This window comes from Endozoicomonas sp. ALB032 (genome assembly GCF_049310125.1).
In the GTDB taxonomy this organism is placed as follows: domain Bacteria; phylum Pseudomonadota; class Gammaproteobacteria; order Pseudomonadales; family Endozoicomonadaceae; genus Endozoicomonas_A.
In genome coordinates this window covers 1,190,956-1,207,241 of sequence record NZ_JBLYNW010000001.1, presented here as the reverse complement: position 1 = coordinate 1,207,241, position 16,286 = coordinate 1,190,956, and the positions used below count along the sequence as shown (strand labels likewise).

The window sequence follows — 16,286 nt, the reverse complement described above, 5'->3', positions numbered from 1 at the left end:
AACTGAAAGCCGTGTTCACTGGATAATACAACGCCTTTCTGTTGTTCCCTGCCTTGCCCGGGCATTGATCAGGAGTTCCACGCAGTCGGTATGGCCCATCCCGGTTGCGATGGCGAGAGGAGTGGTGCCATCCGACAAGGCGGCGTTGATATCTGCCTCGGCCCTGATCAGGCGTTTCAAACACTTGATATTGCCTTCCCGGGCTGCGATGAACAGCGGGGTCGCGCCATCCTCAGTCCTGCGGGCGTTGAGATCGGCCCCGGTGTTGAGCAGGAGTTCCACGCAGTCGGTATGGCCCTTCTGGGCTGCGATGAATAGCGGGGTGGTGCCATCCTCACCCGGGATGTTGATGTCCGCCCCGGCACTGATCAGGATTTTTACGCACTCGGTATTGCCCATCTCGGCTGCGATGTGCAGGGCAGTGGTGCCGTATTTGGTCCGGACGTTGAGATCCGCCTCGGCGTTAATCAGGTGTTTCAGGCAGTCGGTGTTATTTTTTTGTGCGGCGACGTGCAGCGGGGTGCCGCCATCATTATTCTGCTTGTTAAGGTCCGCCTCTGCTTCGATCAGGAGTTGTACAATATCGGTGTTATTTTCTTGTGCAGCAATGAACAACGGGGTAGCACCCTCCTCGATCCAGACGGCGTTGAGATCCGCCCCCTCTTTGATCAGGAGTTTCACGCAGTCGGTGTTATTTTCTTGTGCAGCCATGAACAGTGGGCTGGCGCCATCCTCAGTCCGGGCGTTGATATCCGCCCCCTCTTTGATCAGGAGTTTCAGGCAGTCGATATGATTTCTTACTGCAGCGATGTACACAGGGCTGGCGCCACTCTCAGTCCGGGCGTTGATATTCGCCCCCTCTTTGATCAGGAGTTTCACGCAGTCGATGCTATTACGCAGGACGGCGACAAACATCGGGCTCATGCCATCTTCAGATCGGGCATTAAGATCTGCCCCGGCCTTGATCAGGAGTTTCAGGCAGTCGGCGTTATTTTCCTGGGCAGCCAAGAGCACCGGGGTGATGCCACTCTTATGCCCGGCATTGGGATCTGCCTTGGCTTCGATCAGGGCTTCCACGCAGTCGGTCTTGCCTTTCGCAGCAGCGATGAGTAGCGGGGTGTGGCCAGCCTCATCCTTGACGTTGAGGTTCGCCTTCGCTTCGATCAGGGCTTTCACGCAGTCGATGTTGCCCAACTGGGCGGCCATGGACAGTGGGGTGGAGCCATCCTCAGTGCCAGCATTGAGATCTGCCCCGGCCTTGATCAGGAGTTTCAGGCAGTCGGTGTTATTTTCCTGGGCAGCAGCGAACAGTGCCGTGGCACCAGTCTCACTGGCAGTGTTGAGATTCGCTCCGTGGCTGATCAGGCGTTCGACGATAGCCTTGTGCCCCCGGTAAGATGCGATTATCAAGGCAGTGACATCATCATACCTAACGGCATTAATATTGACTCCTTCTGCCAGTGACTTCTCCACCTGATCGAAATCCCCGTCATAACAGGCAGTATAAAACGTCTGATTGGGGAAAAATGTATCCTGGTGAGATTCACCGGTCTTCAGATTCACAACAGGCATGGGGTCTTGCCGACACATCGCGCAGTGTCGTGAGCCAACGGGCTGATGAACAAAGTGTCTTGTAATGCAGTCCAGATGGAAGCGGTGGCCACATTGGGTTCGACATTGGGTTTTGACGTCCATTGGCGCCACATCGCGGCCATGGAATTCATCGTGACAAATAGGGCAGACATCGGCCTCCGACTTTACGTCAGCTCCAATGGCGAGAGGGGGGCGAGCAATACCATCCATAAGTAAAACAACTGTGAAAGCAGCAAAATAATATAGATATGACATGAGAGCGGTAGGATAGTTCATTTATGTGGCTGTAAAGTCCACTGTGGCTAAATAATCACCTATTTCAAAATATCTGATGCATATCTGCCGCAATACCGGCACCGGGTCATGCCGACCTGTCGCACACCGGTCTCATTCACCTTCCCTGCATTGCCTCTGTTGCCTGCCTGGTCCCGGCGTTGGTCAGGAGTCTCGCGCAGTCGGCATTGCCCATCTCTGTTGCGATGGCGAGAGGAGTGGTGCCGTCCGACAAGGCGGCGTTGATGTCTGCCTCGGCTCTGATCAGGCGTTTCAGACATTCGATATTGCCTTCCCGGGCTGCGATGAACAGCGGGGTCGCGCCATCCTGAGTCCTGCGGGCGTTGAGATCGGCCTCGGTGTTGAGCAGGAGTTCCACGCAGTCGGTATGGCCCTTCCGGGCTGCGATGAATAGCGGGGTGGTGCCATCCTCACTCAGGATGTTGATGTCTGCCCCGGCACTGATCAGGCGTTTCACACACTCGGTACTGCCCATCTCGGATGCGATGTGCAGTGCAGTGCTGCCGTATTTAGTCCGGGCGTTCAGATCTGCCCCGGCGTTGAGCAGGAGTTTCAGGCAGTCCGTGTTATTTTTTTGCGCAGCGATGTGCAGCGGGGTGCCGCCATCATTATTCTGCTTGTTAAGGTCCGCCTCTGCTTCGATCAGGAGTCTCACAATATCGGTGTTATTTTCAAGTGCAGCAATGTGCAATGGGGAGGCACCATGCTCGATCCAGACGGCGTTGAGATCCGCCCCCTCTTTGATCAGGAGTTTCACGCAGTCGGTGTTATTTTCTTGTGCAGCCATGAACAGTGGGCTGGCGCCACTCTCAGTCCGGGCGTTGATATCCGCCCCCTCTTTGATCAGGAGTTTCATGCATTCGATATGATTTTCTTGTGCAGCGATGTACACAGGGGTGGCACCATTGTTATTCGGGGTGTTGATATCCGCCCCCTCTTTGATTAGGAGTTTCACGCAGTCGATGCTATTACGCAGGACGGCGACAAACAGCGGGCTCATGCCATCTTCAGATCGGGCATTAAGGTCCGCCTCGGCCTTGATCAGGAGTTTCATGCATTCGGTGTTATTTGCCTGGGCAGCCAAGAGCAGCGGAGTGGTGCCATTCTCAGGCTTGGCGTTGGGATCTGCCTTGGCTTCGATCAGGAGTTTCACGCAGTCGGTGTTGTCTTCCGCAGCAGCCATGATTAGCGGGGTGTTGCCATCCTCATCCTTGGTGTTGAGGTTCGCCTTGGCTTCGATAAGGGCTTTCAGGCAGTCGGTATTGCCCATCTCGGCAGCGATGGACAGAGGGGTGGCACCATTCTTGGCCCTGGCATTGAGATCTGCCCCTTTATTGATCAGGAGCTTCACGCAGTCGCTTTTATTTTCCTGGGCAGCGAAGAGCAGCGGAGTGGCACCAAGCTCATTCCGGGCGTTGAGATCCGCCTCGGCGTTGATCAGGAGTTCCACGCATTCGGTATTGCCATTCACAGCAGCCATGATTAGAGGGGTGTCGCCATCCTCATTCCGAGCGGTATTGACGTCCGCTCCGGCGTTGATCAGACGTTCGACGACATCCGTGTGCCCCCTGATGGATGCCACCATCAAGGCAGTCAAACCATACGTCATAACGGCATTGACATTGACGCCTTCTGCCAGCGACCTCTCCACCTGATCCAAATCCCCGTAATAACAGGCATCATAAAATGCTTGATTGGGGAAAGATGTATCCGGGTAAGATTCACTGGTGTCCAGATTCACTACAGGCATCGGGTCTTGCCGGCACACCGCGCAGTGTCGTGAGCCGATGGGCTGATAAACAAATTGTTCTGAAATACAGTCCAGATGGAAGTGGTGGCCGCAGTGGGTTCGACATTGGGTTCTGACGTCCACTGGCGCCACATCGTGGCCATGAAATTCAGTCAAACAAATAGGGCAGACATCGGCCTCCGACTTTACGTCAGCGCCAATGGGGAGAGGGGGGTGAGCAAGGCTATCCATAAGAGTTGAACATTCTTGATATCCAATAAATAGTACTGATCAGACATAAGAAAATTACGATAGTTCATTTGTTTGGCTATTAAGTTTGCTGCGGCTAAATAATCACCAATTACAAAAACTCAGAAGATGGGAACACCTGAAAGCCTTGTTCACTGGACAACATAATGTCTTTCTTTTGTTTTTTTCACCGCCTCTGTCCCCCTCTTTGCCCCGGCGTTTATCAGGAGTCTTGCGCAGTCGGCATTGCCCATCCCGATTGCGATGGCGAGAGGAGTGGTGCCGTCCGACAAGGCGGCGTTGATGTCTGCCTCGGCTCTGATCAGGCGTTTCAGACACTCGATATTGCCCTCCCGGGCTGCGATGAACAGCGGGGTCGCGCCATCCTCAGTCCTGCGGGCGTTGAGATCGGTCTCGGTGTTGAGCAGGAGTTCCACGCAATCGGTATGGCCCTTCTGGGCTGCTATGTGCAGTGCAGTGCTGCCGTATTTAGTCCGGGCGTTGAGATCTGCCCCGGCGTTGAGCAGGAGTTTCAGGCAGTCCGTGTTATTTTTTTGCGCAGCGATGTGCAGCGGGGTGCCGCCATCATTATTCTGCTTGTTAAGGTCCGCTTCTGCTTCGATCAAGAGTTTTACAATATCGGTGTTATTTTCTTGTACAGCAATGAACAATGGGGTGGCACCCTCCCTGATCCAGACGGCATTGAGATCTGCCCCCTCGTTGATCAGAAGTTTCACACATTCGATGTGATTTTTTTGTGCAGCGATGAACAGTGGACTGACGCCATCTTTAGCCCGGGCGTTGATATTCGCCCCCTTTTTGATCAGGAATTTCAGGCAGTCGATATGATTTTCTTGCGCAGCGATGTACACAGGGGTGACACCATCGTTATTCGGGGCATTGATATTCGCCCCCTCTTTGATCAGGCGTTTCATGCAGTCGATGCTATTACGCATCACGGCGATGAATAGCGGGGTCATGCCATCTTCAGTTCGGGCATTAAGATCCGCCCCGGTCTTGATCAGGGCTTCCATACAGTCGCTATGACCCATCGCAGCAGCGATCATCAGCGGGGTGCTGTCATCCTTATTCCGGGCGTCGGGGTCTGCCTTGGCTTTGAGCAGGGCTTTTACGCAAGCGGTATGGCCATTCGCAGCAGCGATGAACAGCAGGTTGCTGCCAGCCTCGGTCCGGGCGTTAGGATCCGCCCCGGCGTTGAGCAGGAGTTTCACGCATTCGATGTAATTATTTTGTACCGGAATGAAAAGCGCGGTGACGCCATCCTCATCCCTGGTGTTGAGGTTCGCCTTGGCTTCGATAAGGGCTTTCAGGCAGTCGGTATTGCCCATCGCGGCAGCGATGGACACAGGGGTGGCACCATTCTTGGCCTCAGCATTGAGGTCTGCCCCTTTATTGATCAGGAGCTTCACGCAGTCGCTGTTATTTTCCTGGGCAGCGAAGAGCAGTGGGGTGCCGCCATCCTCATTCCGAGCGGTGTTGACCTCCGCTCCGGCGTTGATCAGACGTTCGACGATATCTGTGTGCCCATTGATGGATGCCAACATCAAGGCAGTCAAACCATCCGTCATAACGGCATTGACATTGACGCCTTCTGCCAGCGACCTCTCCACCTGATCCAAATCCCCGTAATCACAGGCATCACAAAATGCCTGATTGGGGAAAGATGTATCCGGGTAAGATTCACCGGTGTCCAGATTCACTACAGGCATCGGGTCTTGCCGGCACATCGCGCAGTGTCGTGAGCCGACGGGCTGAAAAACAAATTGTTCTGAAATACAGTCCAGATGGAAGCGGTGGCCACAGTGGGTTCGACATTGGGTTCTGACGTCCACTGGTGCCACATCGTGGCCATGGAATTCAGCCAAACAAATAGGGCAGACATCAGCCTCCGACTTTACGTCAGCGGCAATGGAGAGAGGGGGGTGAGCAATACTATCCATAAGAGTTGAACATCCTTGATAACTAATAAATAGTTCGAATTAGACATAAAAAAAGTACGATAGTTCATTTATTTGGCTATAAAGTTTGCTGCGGCTAAATAATCACCTATTGCGAAAACTCAGAAGATGGAAACACCTGAAAGCCGTGTCCTCCGGACAACCTAACGCCTTTCTTTTGTTCCTTTCACCGCCTCTACTCCCTCTCAGCCCCGGCGTTCATCAGGAGTCTCGCGCAGTCGGCATTGCCCATCCCGGTTGCGATGGAGAGAAGTGTGGTGCCATCCGACAAGACGGCGTTGATATCTGCCTCGGCCCCGATCAGGCGTTTCAAACACTCGATATTGCCTTCCCTGGCTGCGATGAACAGCGGGGTCGCGCCATCCTTAGTTCTTCGGGCGTTGAGGTCGGCCCCGGCGTTGATCAGGAGTTCTACGCAGTCGGTATTGTCCTCCCTGGCTGCGATGAACAGCGGGGTCGCGCCATCCTCAGTCCTTCGGGCGTTGAGGTCAGCCCCGGCGTTGATCAGGAGTTTCAGGCAGTCGGTGTGATTTTCTTGTGCAGCCATGAACAACGGGGTGACACCCTCCTCAATCCAGACGGCGTTGATGTCGGCCCCGGCGTTGATCAGGAGTTTCACGCAGTCGATGTGATTTTCTTGTGCAGCGATGAACAGTGGGCTGGCGCCATCCTTAGCCCGGGCGTTGATATCCGCCCCGGCGTTGATCAGGAGTTTCAGACAGTCGATATTGCCCCTCTGGGCTGCGATGAATAGCGGGGTGGTGCCATCCTCACAGGGGATGTTGAGATCCGCCCCGGCGTTGATCAGGAGTTTCAGACAGTCGATGTTATTTTTTTGCGCAGCCATGAACAACGGGGTGGCACCATCCACGAGCCAGACGGTGTTGAGATTGGCCCCGGCGTTGATCAGGAGTTTCACGCTGTCAATGTGATTTTCTTGTGCAGCGATGAACAGTGGGCTGGCGCCATCCTTAGCCCGGGCGTTGATATCCGCCCCGGCATTGATTAGAAGTTTCACGCAGTCGCTGTGATTTTCCTGGGCAGAGAGGAACAGTGCCGTGGTACCAGTCTCAGAGGTGGCGTTGAGATTCGCTCCGGCGTTGATCAGGCATTCGACGATAGCCTTGTGCCCCCGGTAAGATGCGATCATTAAGGCAGTGAAATCATTATGCGTAAAGGCATTGACATTGACGCCTTCTGCCAGTGACTTCTCCACCTGATCCAAATCTCCGTAATAACAGGCATCACAAAACGTCTCATTGGGGAAAAATGCATCCGGATGAGATTCACCGGTGCTCAGATTCACTACAGGCATCGGGTCTTGCCGGCATATCGCACACTGTCTTGAGCCAACGGGCTGAGAAACAAATTGTCTTGAAATACAGTCCAGATGGAAGTGGTGGCCACATTGGGTTTTGACGACCACTGGCGGTACTTCGTGGCCATGAAAATCAGCCAAACAAATTGGGCAGACATTGACCTCCGGCTTTACGTCAGTTCCCATGGAGAGGAGGGCGAGCAATACCATCCATAAGTAGAACATCTGTGAAACCTGCCAGATAGTACAGATTAGTCATAAGAACAGCAGGTTAGTTCATTTATGTGGCTATTAAGTTCCCTGCGGCTAAATAATCACCTATTTCAAAATCTCAGAAGATGGGAACACCTGAGAGCCTTGTTCACCGGGAAGGATGTTAATTTTCCTGCATTGTCTCTGTTTCCTGCCTTGCCCCGTGATAGATCAGGAAATTCGCGCATGAGGTATTGCCCATCCTGGTTGCGATGGCCAGTGGGGTGGTGCCATCCGATAAGGCGGCGTTGGGATCCGCCCCGGCTTTGACAAGGAAACCCAGGCAAAAGATATTGCCCTCCTGAGCTGCGAGGTACACCGGGGTGGAGCCATCCGTAGTCCGGGCGTTGGGGTCCGCTCTGTTTTTGAGCAGCAGTCTCATGATTTTGTTGTTATTATGCAGGATCGCGATTAGCAAGGAGGTGCAGCCATTCGGCAAGGCAGCGTCGACATCCGCTCCAGCTTCAATAAGTTTTACCGTGCAGCAGGTGTTATTTTCCTTGACAGAGGTTAGCAAAGGGGTAAAGCCGTCCTTGTTCCGGGCGTTAAGATTCGTCTCAGCTTTGATCAGGAGTTCCAGGTTGTCGACGTGATTGTTCTGGGCAGCCAGGGACAGTGGTGTGGCGCCCAGGGAATCGGCGGCATTGACTTTCGCCCCGGCGTTGAGCAGGAGTTCCACAACGGCAGGGTTATTTTTTCTGGCAGCCAAGAGCAGTGGTGTGGCGCCATCCTCAGTCCGGACAGCGTTGACCTGCGCCCCAGACCTGATCAGGTGTTCGACGACCTCCTCGCTCCCGGTCGAGGATGCTATCATCAAGGCGGTGAGATCATCAGTCATAACGGCATTAACATTGACTCCTTCTGTCAATGACTTCTTCACCTGATCCAAGTCCCCTTTATAGCACGCACTTAAAAACACCTCGTCGGGGAAAGATTCATCCGGGTAAGTTTCGCCGGTGTTCTTATTCACCACAGGCATGGGGTTTTGCTCGCACACCATGCACTGGCGTGAGCCGATGGGCTGTTTAACCACATGCTTGGAAATACAGACCCGATCGAAGTCGTGGCCACATTGGGTTCGACATGGGGTTCTGGCAGCCAGAGCCGCCACATCGCGGTCATGGAAATCAACCGGACAAACAGGACTGGCATCGGCCTTCGCCGCCTCTTTTTCCGCCACGGCGTTGCTCAGTAGTTTCACGCAGTCGATATTGCCCAGCTTGGTTGCGATGGACAGTGGGGTGTTACCATTGGGCAAGGTAGCGTCGGGATCTGCGCCCCTGTCGATCAGGCGTTTCACCACATTGGTGTTATTTTTTCTGGCAGCAAAGTGCAGCGGGGTGGCGCCATATTTATTCCGGACGCGGGGATCCGCCCCTTCGTCGAGCAGGAATTGCACGAAGTCGGCATTGCCCTTATCGATTGCCTCGAACAGCGGGGTGCCGCCATCCTCATCCCGGACCTTGAGATCCGCCCCATTCTCTAGCAGGAGTTTAACCATATCGGCGTTATTTTTTTGGGCAGCCAAGTGCAGCGGTGTGGTGCCAAACATAGTGGGAGTGTGGACATTAGCCCCGGCTTTGATCAGGCGTTTCACGCAGTCGATATTATTTTTCAGGACTGCGATGGCCAGTGGGGTTTTGCCATCGGGCAAGTCAGTGTCGAGATCCGCCCCATTGTTGAGTAAGAGTTCCAGAATGTCGGTTTTATTGTCCTGGGCAGCGCAGAACAGCAGGCTCCTGCCATAGGCAGTGGGCTTATTGACGTTTGCCCCGGCATTGAGCAGGTGTTTCACGCAGTCGATATTATTTTCCTGGACTGCGATGGCCAGTGGGGTGGTACCATCGGGCAGGGCAGCGTTGATATCCGCCCCATTGTCGAGCAGGAGTTGCATGCAGTCGCTATTGCCCATCTCGGCTGCTAAGAACAGCGATGTGGCGCCCTTCATATTCCGGTCGTCGATATCCACCCCTTTCTCGAGCAGGAGTTTCACAATATCGGTGTTATTTTTTCGGGCAGCGAAGTGCAGCGGGGTCTCGCCATCCTTATTCCGGGCGTTGAAATCCGCCTCGTTTTCGAGCAGGAGTTTCACAATATCGGTGTTATTTTCATGGGCAGCGGAGTGCAGCGGGGTGTGGTCAATCTTATTCCGGGCGTCGAGCTCCGCCCCTCCCTCGAGCAGGAGTTTCACAATATCGATGTTATTTTTTCGGGCAGCGAAGTGCAGCGGGGTGTCGCCAAACACAGTGAGCATGTTGACATTCGCCCCGGCTTTGATCAGGTGTTTCACGCAGTCGATATTGCCCATCAGGGCTGCATAGTGCAGCGGTGTGTCGCCACACTCATTGCGGGCGTCGAGCTCCGCCCCTTTCTTGAGCAGGAGTTTAACAATATCGGTGTTATTTTTTAGGGCAGCGAGGTGCAGCGGAGTGGACCTACTAGAGGCTTGGACAGCGTTAACGTCTGCCCCGTGTTTGATCAGGTGTTTGGCGATGTCTGTGTACCCCCTAAAGGATGCCGTTATCAAGGCAGTGCAATTATCCTTCATAGCGGCATTGACATTGACTCCTTCTGCAAGTGACTTTTTCACCTGATCCAAATTTCCATTCAAGCAGGCAACTGAAAACACCTGGTCGGGGAAAAACTTGTCCGGGTGAGATTCACCGGTTTTCAAATCCAACACAGGGAACGGGTTCTGTCCGCAATGCAAGCAGCTGCGTGAGCCTATGGGCTTATAAAGAAATAGCCATGTAAGATAGGCCAGATCAAAGCGGTGGCCACAGCGGGTTTGACATTCCTGTTTGAGGTCCACAGCCGCCACATCGCGGCCGTTGAACTTAACGAGACTGACAGAACAGATATCGGCCTTCGACGTTACGTCATTGCTCGAGGGAAGACGGTGGGGATTAATAGCGTCCATAACTAGAATCTCCATGTTATTCAATAAGTTATATAAGTTAGACACAAAAAAAGTACGATAGTTCATTTTTATGGCTACAAAGTTTTTTGTGGCTAAATCATCACGCATTGCAAAACTCAGGGGATGAAAACACTTGAAAGCCGTGTTTACAGGATGATGCAGAGTCCTTCTTCTGTTCTTCTTGTCTTAGCCTCGTTAATGGCTTCCACGCAGTCGAAATGGCCCATCATGGTTGCGACGTTCAGCGGGGTGGCGCCATTGGTCAGAGCAGCGTCCGGATCCGCTCCTTTCTCGAGCAGGAGCTGTACGCACTTGCTTCTGCGTTTGAAGACTGCGACGAACAGCGGGGCGAAGCCATCCGAGAGAGCGGCGTTGGGATCTGCCCCAGCGTTGAGCAGGAGTTCCAAACATTCGCTATGGCCTCCGTCAGCAGCTACGAACAGCGCAGTGGTGCCGTATTCAGTCCGGGCGTCGAGATCCGGCTCTTTCTCGAGCAGGAGTTGCACGCAGTCGATCTTGCCTCTGAGGGCTGCGGCGTACAGTGGAGTGACGCCATTCAACAAGGCGGTGTTGGGATTCACCCCTTTGTCGAGCAGGAGTTTCACGCAGCCGCCAGAGCCCTGCTGGGCTGCCATGGACAGCGGGGTGGCGCCATCCGAAGTCCGGGGGGTGTTGAGATTTGCCCCGTTGTCGATCAGGAGTTTCGCAATTTCGGTGTGATTTTTTTGTGCAGCGAAGAACAGCGGGGTGACGCCATTCTCATTCCGGGCGTTGATATCCGCCCCGTAGATGAGCAAGAGGTTCACGCATTCGATATTGCCTTTCTGTGCTGCGATGTGCAGCGGGGTCATGCCACAAGACAAGACGGCGTTGGGATTCGCCCCGGCGTTGATCAAGAGTCTCACGGAGTCAATAGAGCCCGTCTGGGCCGCCATGGACAGCGGGGTGTGGCCATCCTTAGTCTGGGAGAGGTCGAGTTTCGCCCCCTTACTGATCAGCAGTTCCACAATGTCGGTGTGATTGTTTTGCGCAGCGAAGAACAGTGATGTAACGCCTCTCTCAGCCATAGTGGCGTTGACGTTCGCCCCGTTGTTAATCAGGACTTCGGCTAATTCTGTGTGCCCCTCAGCGGATGCAATCAACAAGGGATTGAAATCATAACTCATAACGGCATTGACATAGACTCCTGCTGCCAGTGACTTCTTCACCTCATCCACATCCCCATTCCAGCAGGCACGAGAAAACGCCTGGTCGGGAAAAAACTCGTCCGGGTAAGATTTACCGGTTTCCGTATCCAACGCAGGGAACGGGTTTCCTCGGCAATACGCGCAGCTGCGTGAGCCTATGGGCTTATGAACAGATAGCATCGTAAGACAGTCCAGATGGAAGATGTGGCCGCAGTGGCTTTTACATTTAGGGTTGTGTTGCGCAGGCGCCACATTGCGGCCATGGAACTCAGCAAAACAAATATCACATTTATCGGGCTCCGACGTTAATTCAGTGCTGATGGGGAGAGGGGGGTGATTAAGATTAATGGCATCCACAATTAGAACCTTCATGTTATTAAAGTAAGTTATACGAATTAGACAAAAAAAAAGTAGATAGTTCAGTTTTGTGGCTAAAAAGTTTTTTGTGGCTAAATAATCACGCATTGCAAAACCCAGGGGATAAAAACACCTGAAAGCTGTTTTTACAGGATGATGCAGAGCCCTTCTTGTGTTCCCCTGCTTCTCTCGGCCTCGTTAAGGGCTTCCACGCACTCGGTATGGCCCATCCTGGTTGCGATGGACAGCGGGGTGGTGCCATCCGGCAAGGCGGCGTTGATATCTGCCCCGGCCCGGATCAGGCGTTTCAAACATTCGGTATGGCCTCCCTCAGCGGCTACGAACAGCGCAGTGGTGCCGTATTCAGTCCGGGCGTTGAGATCCGGCCCATTCTCTAGCAGGAGTTGCACGCAGTCGATCCTGCCTTTAAGGGCAGCGGCGTAAAGTGGAGTGACGCCATTCAACAAGGCGGTGTTGGGATTCACCCCTCTGTCGAGCAGGAGTTTCACGCAGCCGCCAGAGCCCTGCTGGGCTGCCATGGTCAGCGGGGTGGCGCCATCCGAAGTCCGGGGGGGGGTGAGATTTGCCCCGTCGTCGATCAGGAGTTTCGCAATTTCGGTGTGATTTTTTTGTGCAGCGAAGAACAGCGGGGTGACGCCATTCTCATTCCGGGCGCTGATATCCGCCCCGTAGATGAGCAAGAGGTTCACGCATTCGATATTGCCTTTCTGTGCTGCGATGTGCAGCGGGGTCATGCCACAGGACAAGACGGCGTTGGGATTCGCCCCGGCGATGAGCAAGAGTCGCACGGAGTCGTTAGAGCCCTGCTGGACTGCCATGGACAGCGGGGTGTAGCCATCCGTAGTCCGGGGGGAATCGAGTTTCGCCCCCTTATTGATCAGGAGTTTCAAAATATCGGTGTGATTTTGTTGTGCAGCGAAGAACAGCGGGGTAACGCCATCCTCAGCCATAGCGGCGTTGATGTCCGCCCCTTGGTTAATCAGGACTTCGGCGAGGGTTGTATGCCCCTCACCGGATGCCATCAACAAGGCATTGAAATCACCCTTCATAACGGCATCGACATAGACTCCTTCTGCCAGTGACTTCGTCACCTGATTCAAGTCCCCGTGAAGACAGACATCATAAAACCTCTTATCGGGGAAAAACTTATCCGGGTAAGATTCGCCGGTTTTCATATTCAACACAGGGAACGGCTTTCCTCGGCAATACGCGCAGCTGCGTGAGCCTATGGGCATACCATAAAATAGCCTCGTAAGACATTTCAGATGGAAGAGATGGCCACAGTGGGTTTTACATTCGGGGTCGTCTTCCACAGGCGTGACATCTCGACCATGGAACTCAACGAAACAAATATTACATTGATCCGCCTCCGAAGTTACTTCAGTGCTCACGGTGAGAGCAGAAAGACTAATTGTATTCATAAGCAGAACCCCCGTGTAATTTAATGAGTTATACAAATTTAGACACTAAAAAAGTACGATAGTTCAGTTTTATGGCTATTGAGTTTGCTGTGGCTGAATCATCACGCATTGCAGAGCTCAGGGGATGGAAACACCTGAAAGCTGTGTTTACTGGAGAACATCGCGCTTTTCTTTTGCTTCTTTGCTTTTCTCGGTCTCGATAAGGACTTTTACGCAGTCGGTATGGCCCATCCTGGTTGCGATGGACCGCGGGGTGGTGCCATCCGGCAAGGCGGCGTTGATATCTGCCCCGGCCCGGATCAGGCGTTTCAAACATTCGGTATGGCCTCCCTCAGCGGCTACGAACAGCGCAGTGGTGCCGTATTTAGTCCGGGCGTTGAGATCCGGCCCTTTCTCTAGCAGGAGTTGCACGCAGTCGATCCTGCCTTTAAGGGCTGCGGCGTAAAGCGGAGTGACGCCATTCGACAAGGCGGTGTTGGGATTCACCCCTCTGTCGAGCAGGAGTTTCACGAAGTCGGTAAAGCCATGCTGGGCTGCCAAGGCCAGTGGGGTGGCACCATCCGAAGTCCGGGGGGTGTTGAGATTTGCCCCGGCGTTGATCAGGAGTTTCGCAATTTCGGTGAGATTTTTTTGTGCAGCGAAGAACAGCGGGGTGGCGCCATCCTCATTCCGGGCGTTGACATCCGCTTTGGCGAGGAGCAAGAGTCTCACGGAGTCGGTAGAGCCCTTCTGGACTGCAATGCTGAGCAGGGTGTGGCCAGACGACAAGACGACGTTGGGATTCGCCTCGGCGATGAGCAAGAATCTCACTGAGTCGATAGAGCCCACCTGGGTCGCTACGGACAGCGGGGTGTGGCCATTCTTAGTCTCGGGGGTGTCGAGCTTCGCCCCCTTATTGATCAGCAGTTTCACAATGTCGGTGTGATTGTTTTGAGCAGCGAAGAATAGCGGTGTAACGCCTGTTTCAGCCATAGCGGCGTTGACGTCCGCCCCGTTGTTAATCAGGACCTTGGCTAATTCTGTGTGCCCCTCAGTGGATGCAATCAACAAGGCATTGAAATCACCCTTCATAACGGCATCGACATAGACTCCTTCTGCCAGTGACTTCGTCACCTGATTCAAGTCCCCGTGAAGACAGACATCATAAAACCTCTTATCGGGGAAAAACTTATCCGGGTAAGATTCGCCGGTTTTCATATTCAACACAGGGAACGGCTTTCCTCGGCAATACGCGCAGCTGCGTGAGCCTATGGGCATACCATAAAATAGCCTCGTAAGACATTTCAGATGGAAGAGATGGCCACAGTGGGTTTTACATTCGGGGTCGTCTTCCACAGGCGTGACATCTCGACCATGGAACTCAACGAAACAAATATTACATTCATCGGCCTCCGAAGTTACTTCAGTGCTCATGGTGAGAGCAGAAAGACTAATTGTATTCATAAGTAAAACCCCCGTGTAATTTAATGAGTTATACAAATTTAGACACTAAAAAAGTACGATAGTTCAGTTTTATGGCCATTGAGTTTGCTGTGGCTAAATCATCACGCATTGCAAAACTCAGGGGATGAAAACACCTGAAAGCCGTGTGTACAGGATGACGCAGAGCCCTTCTACTGTTCCCCAACTTGTCTCGGCCTCGTTAAGGGCTTCCACGCACTCGGTATGGCCCATCCTGGTTGCGACGGACAGCGGGGTGGTGCCATCTGGCAAGGCGGCGTTGATATCTGCCCCAGCCCCGATCAGGCGTTTCAAACATTCGGTATGGCCTCCCCTGGCAGCTACGAACAGCGCAGTGGTGCCGTATTCAGTCCGGGCGTCGAGATCCGGCCCTTTCTCTAGCAGGAGTTGCAAGCAGTTGATCTTGCCTTTAAGGGCTGCGGCGCACAGCGGAGTGACGCCATTCAACGAGGCGGTGTTGGGATTCACCCCTTTGTCGAGCAGGAGTTTTACGCAGCCGCCAGAGCCCTCTTGGGCTGCGATGGCCAGCGGGGTGGCGCCATCCGAAGTCCGGGGGGTGTTGAGATTTGCCCCGTTGTCGATCAGGAGTTTCGCAATTTCGGTGAGATTTTTTTCTGCAGCGAAGAACAGCGGGGTGGCGCCATCCTCATTCCGGGCGTTGACATCCGCTTTGGCGAGGAGCAAGAGTCTCACGGAGTCGGTAGAGCCCTTCAGGACTGCAATGCTGAGCAGGGTGTAGCCAGACGACAAGACGACGTTGGGATTCGCCCCGGCGATGAGCAAGAATCTTACTGGGTCGATAGAGCCCACCTGGGTCGCTATGGACAGCGGGGTGTGGCCAGCATTAGTCTCGGGGATGTCGAGCTTCGCCTCCTTACTGATCAGCAGGTTCACAATGTCGGTGTGATTGTTTTGAGCAGCGAAGAACAGCGGTGTAACGCCTGTTTCAGCCATAGCGGCGTTGACGTCCGCCCCGTTGTTAATCAGGACCTTGGCTAATTCTGTGTGCCCCTCAGTGGATGCAATCAACAAGGGATTGAAACCATGACTCATAACGGCGTCGACATAGACTCCTGCTGCCAGTGACTTCTTCACCCCATCCACATTCCCATTCCAGCAGGCACGTAAAAATACCTGGTCGGGGAAAAACTCGTCCGGGTAAGATTTACCGGTTTCCGTATCCAACACAGGGAACGGGTTTCCTCGGCAATACGCGCAGCTGCGTGAGCCTATGGGCTTATGAACAGATAGCATCGTAAGACAGTCCAGATGGAAGATGTGGCCGCAGTGGCTTTCACATTTAGGGTTGTGTTGCGCAGGCGTCACATCGCGGCCATGGAACTCACCGAAACAAATATCACATTTATGTGCCTCCGACGTTAATTCAGTGGTGATGGGGAGAGGGAGGTGATTAAGATCAATGGCATCCATAAGTAGAACCTCCATGATATTCAAGTAAGTTATACAAATTAGACACAAAAAAAGTACGATAGTTCAGTTTTATG

9 protein-coding genes are annotated in these 16,286 nt (G+C 53.5%); all 9 read right to left on the bottom strand.

All coding sequences use genetic code 11. The annotated features are described in order from the left end of the window. Nucleotides 1-15: 15 nt before the first annotated feature. Nucleotides 16-1,803, bottom strand: a complete 1,788-nt coding sequence (locus ACO6VG_RS03755; protein ID WP_422472789.1) for an ankyrin repeat domain-containing protein — start codon at nucleotides 1,801-1,803, stop codon at nucleotides 16-18. Nucleotides 1,804-1,984: 181 nt separating this feature from the next. After that, nucleotides 1,985-3,868 (bottom strand): ankyrin repeat domain-containing protein, encoded by a 1,884-nt coding sequence (locus tag ACO6VG_RS03750; protein WP_422472787.1) that lies wholly within the window; start codon nucleotides 3,866-3,868, stop codon nucleotides 1,985-1,987. 149 nt (nucleotides 3,869-4,017) lie between these two features. Then, entirely contained in the window at nucleotides 4,018-5,826 is a 1,809-nt protein-coding gene (locus tag ACO6VG_RS03745) for an ankyrin repeat domain-containing protein (RefSeq protein ID WP_422472785.1), read from the bottom strand. Between the two features lie 193 nt (nucleotides 5,827-6,019). Continuing rightward, complete coding sequence (locus tag ACO6VG_RS03740; protein WP_422135643.1) at nucleotides 6,020-7,387, bottom strand: ankyrin repeat domain-containing protein; 1,368 nt, start codon at nucleotides 7,385-7,387, stop codon at nucleotides 6,020-6,022. 151 nt (nucleotides 7,388-7,538) lie between these two features. Continuing rightward, complete coding sequence (locus ACO6VG_RS03735; RefSeq protein WP_422472783.1) at nucleotides 7,539-10,334, bottom strand: ankyrin repeat domain-containing protein; 2,796 nt, start codon at nucleotides 10,332-10,334, stop codon at nucleotides 7,539-7,541. Nucleotides 10,335-10,480: 146 nt separating this feature from the next. After that, on the bottom strand, nucleotides 10,481-11,878 hold the full coding sequence (locus ACO6VG_RS03730) for an ankyrin repeat domain-containing protein (RefSeq protein ID WP_422472781.1): 1,398 nt from the start codon (nucleotides 11,876-11,878) through the stop codon (nucleotides 10,481-10,483). A 146-nt stretch (nucleotides 11,879-12,024) separates the two neighbouring features. After that, nucleotides 12,025-13,320 (bottom strand): ankyrin repeat domain-containing protein, encoded by a 1,296-nt coding sequence (locus ACO6VG_RS03725; protein ID WP_422442618.1) that lies wholly within the window; start codon nucleotides 13,318-13,320, stop codon nucleotides 12,025-12,027. 147 nt (nucleotides 13,321-13,467) lie between these two features. After that, complete coding sequence (locus tag ACO6VG_RS03720) at nucleotides 13,468-14,763, bottom strand: ankyrin repeat domain-containing protein (RefSeq protein ID WP_422442619.1); 1,296 nt, start codon at nucleotides 14,761-14,763, stop codon at nucleotides 13,468-13,470. A 117-nt stretch (nucleotides 14,764-14,880) separates the two neighbouring features. After that, complete coding sequence (locus ACO6VG_RS03715) at nucleotides 14,881-16,212, bottom strand: ankyrin repeat domain-containing protein (RefSeq protein WP_422135639.1); 1,332 nt, start codon at nucleotides 16,210-16,212, stop codon at nucleotides 14,881-14,883. Between the last annotated feature and the right edge of the window lie 74 nt (nucleotides 16,213-16,286).

Coding starts and splice junctions, on each gene's coding strand:
- ACO6VG_RS03750 (WP_422472787.1), bottom strand. CDS start 3,868: ATGGATAGCCTTGCTCACCCCCCTCTCCCCATTGGCGCTGACGTAAAG.
- ACO6VG_RS03725 (WP_422442618.1), bottom strand. CDS start 13,320: ATGAATACAATTAGTCTTTCTGCTCTCACCGTGAGCACTGAAGTAACT.
- ACO6VG_RS03715 (WP_422135639.1), bottom strand. CDS start 16,212: ATGGATGCCATTGATCTTAATCACCTCCCTCTCCCCATCACCACTGAA.
- ACO6VG_RS03740 (WP_422135643.1), bottom strand. CDS start 7,387: ATGTTCTACTTATGGATGGTATTGCTCGCCCTCCTCTCCATGGGAACT.
- ACO6VG_RS03745 (WP_422472785.1), bottom strand. CDS start 5,826: ATGGATAGTATTGCTCACCCCCCTCTCTCCATTGCCGCTGACGTAAAG.
- ACO6VG_RS03720 (WP_422442619.1), bottom strand. CDS start 14,763: ATGAATACAATTAGTCTTTCTGCTCTCACCATGAGCACTGAAGTAACT.
- ACO6VG_RS03755 (WP_422472789.1), bottom strand. CDS start 1,803: ATGGATGGTATTGCTCGCCCCCCTCTCGCCATTGGAGCTGACGTAAAG.
- ACO6VG_RS03735 (WP_422472783.1), bottom strand. CDS start 10,334: ATGGACGCTATTAATCCCCACCGTCTTCCCTCGAGCAATGACGTAACG.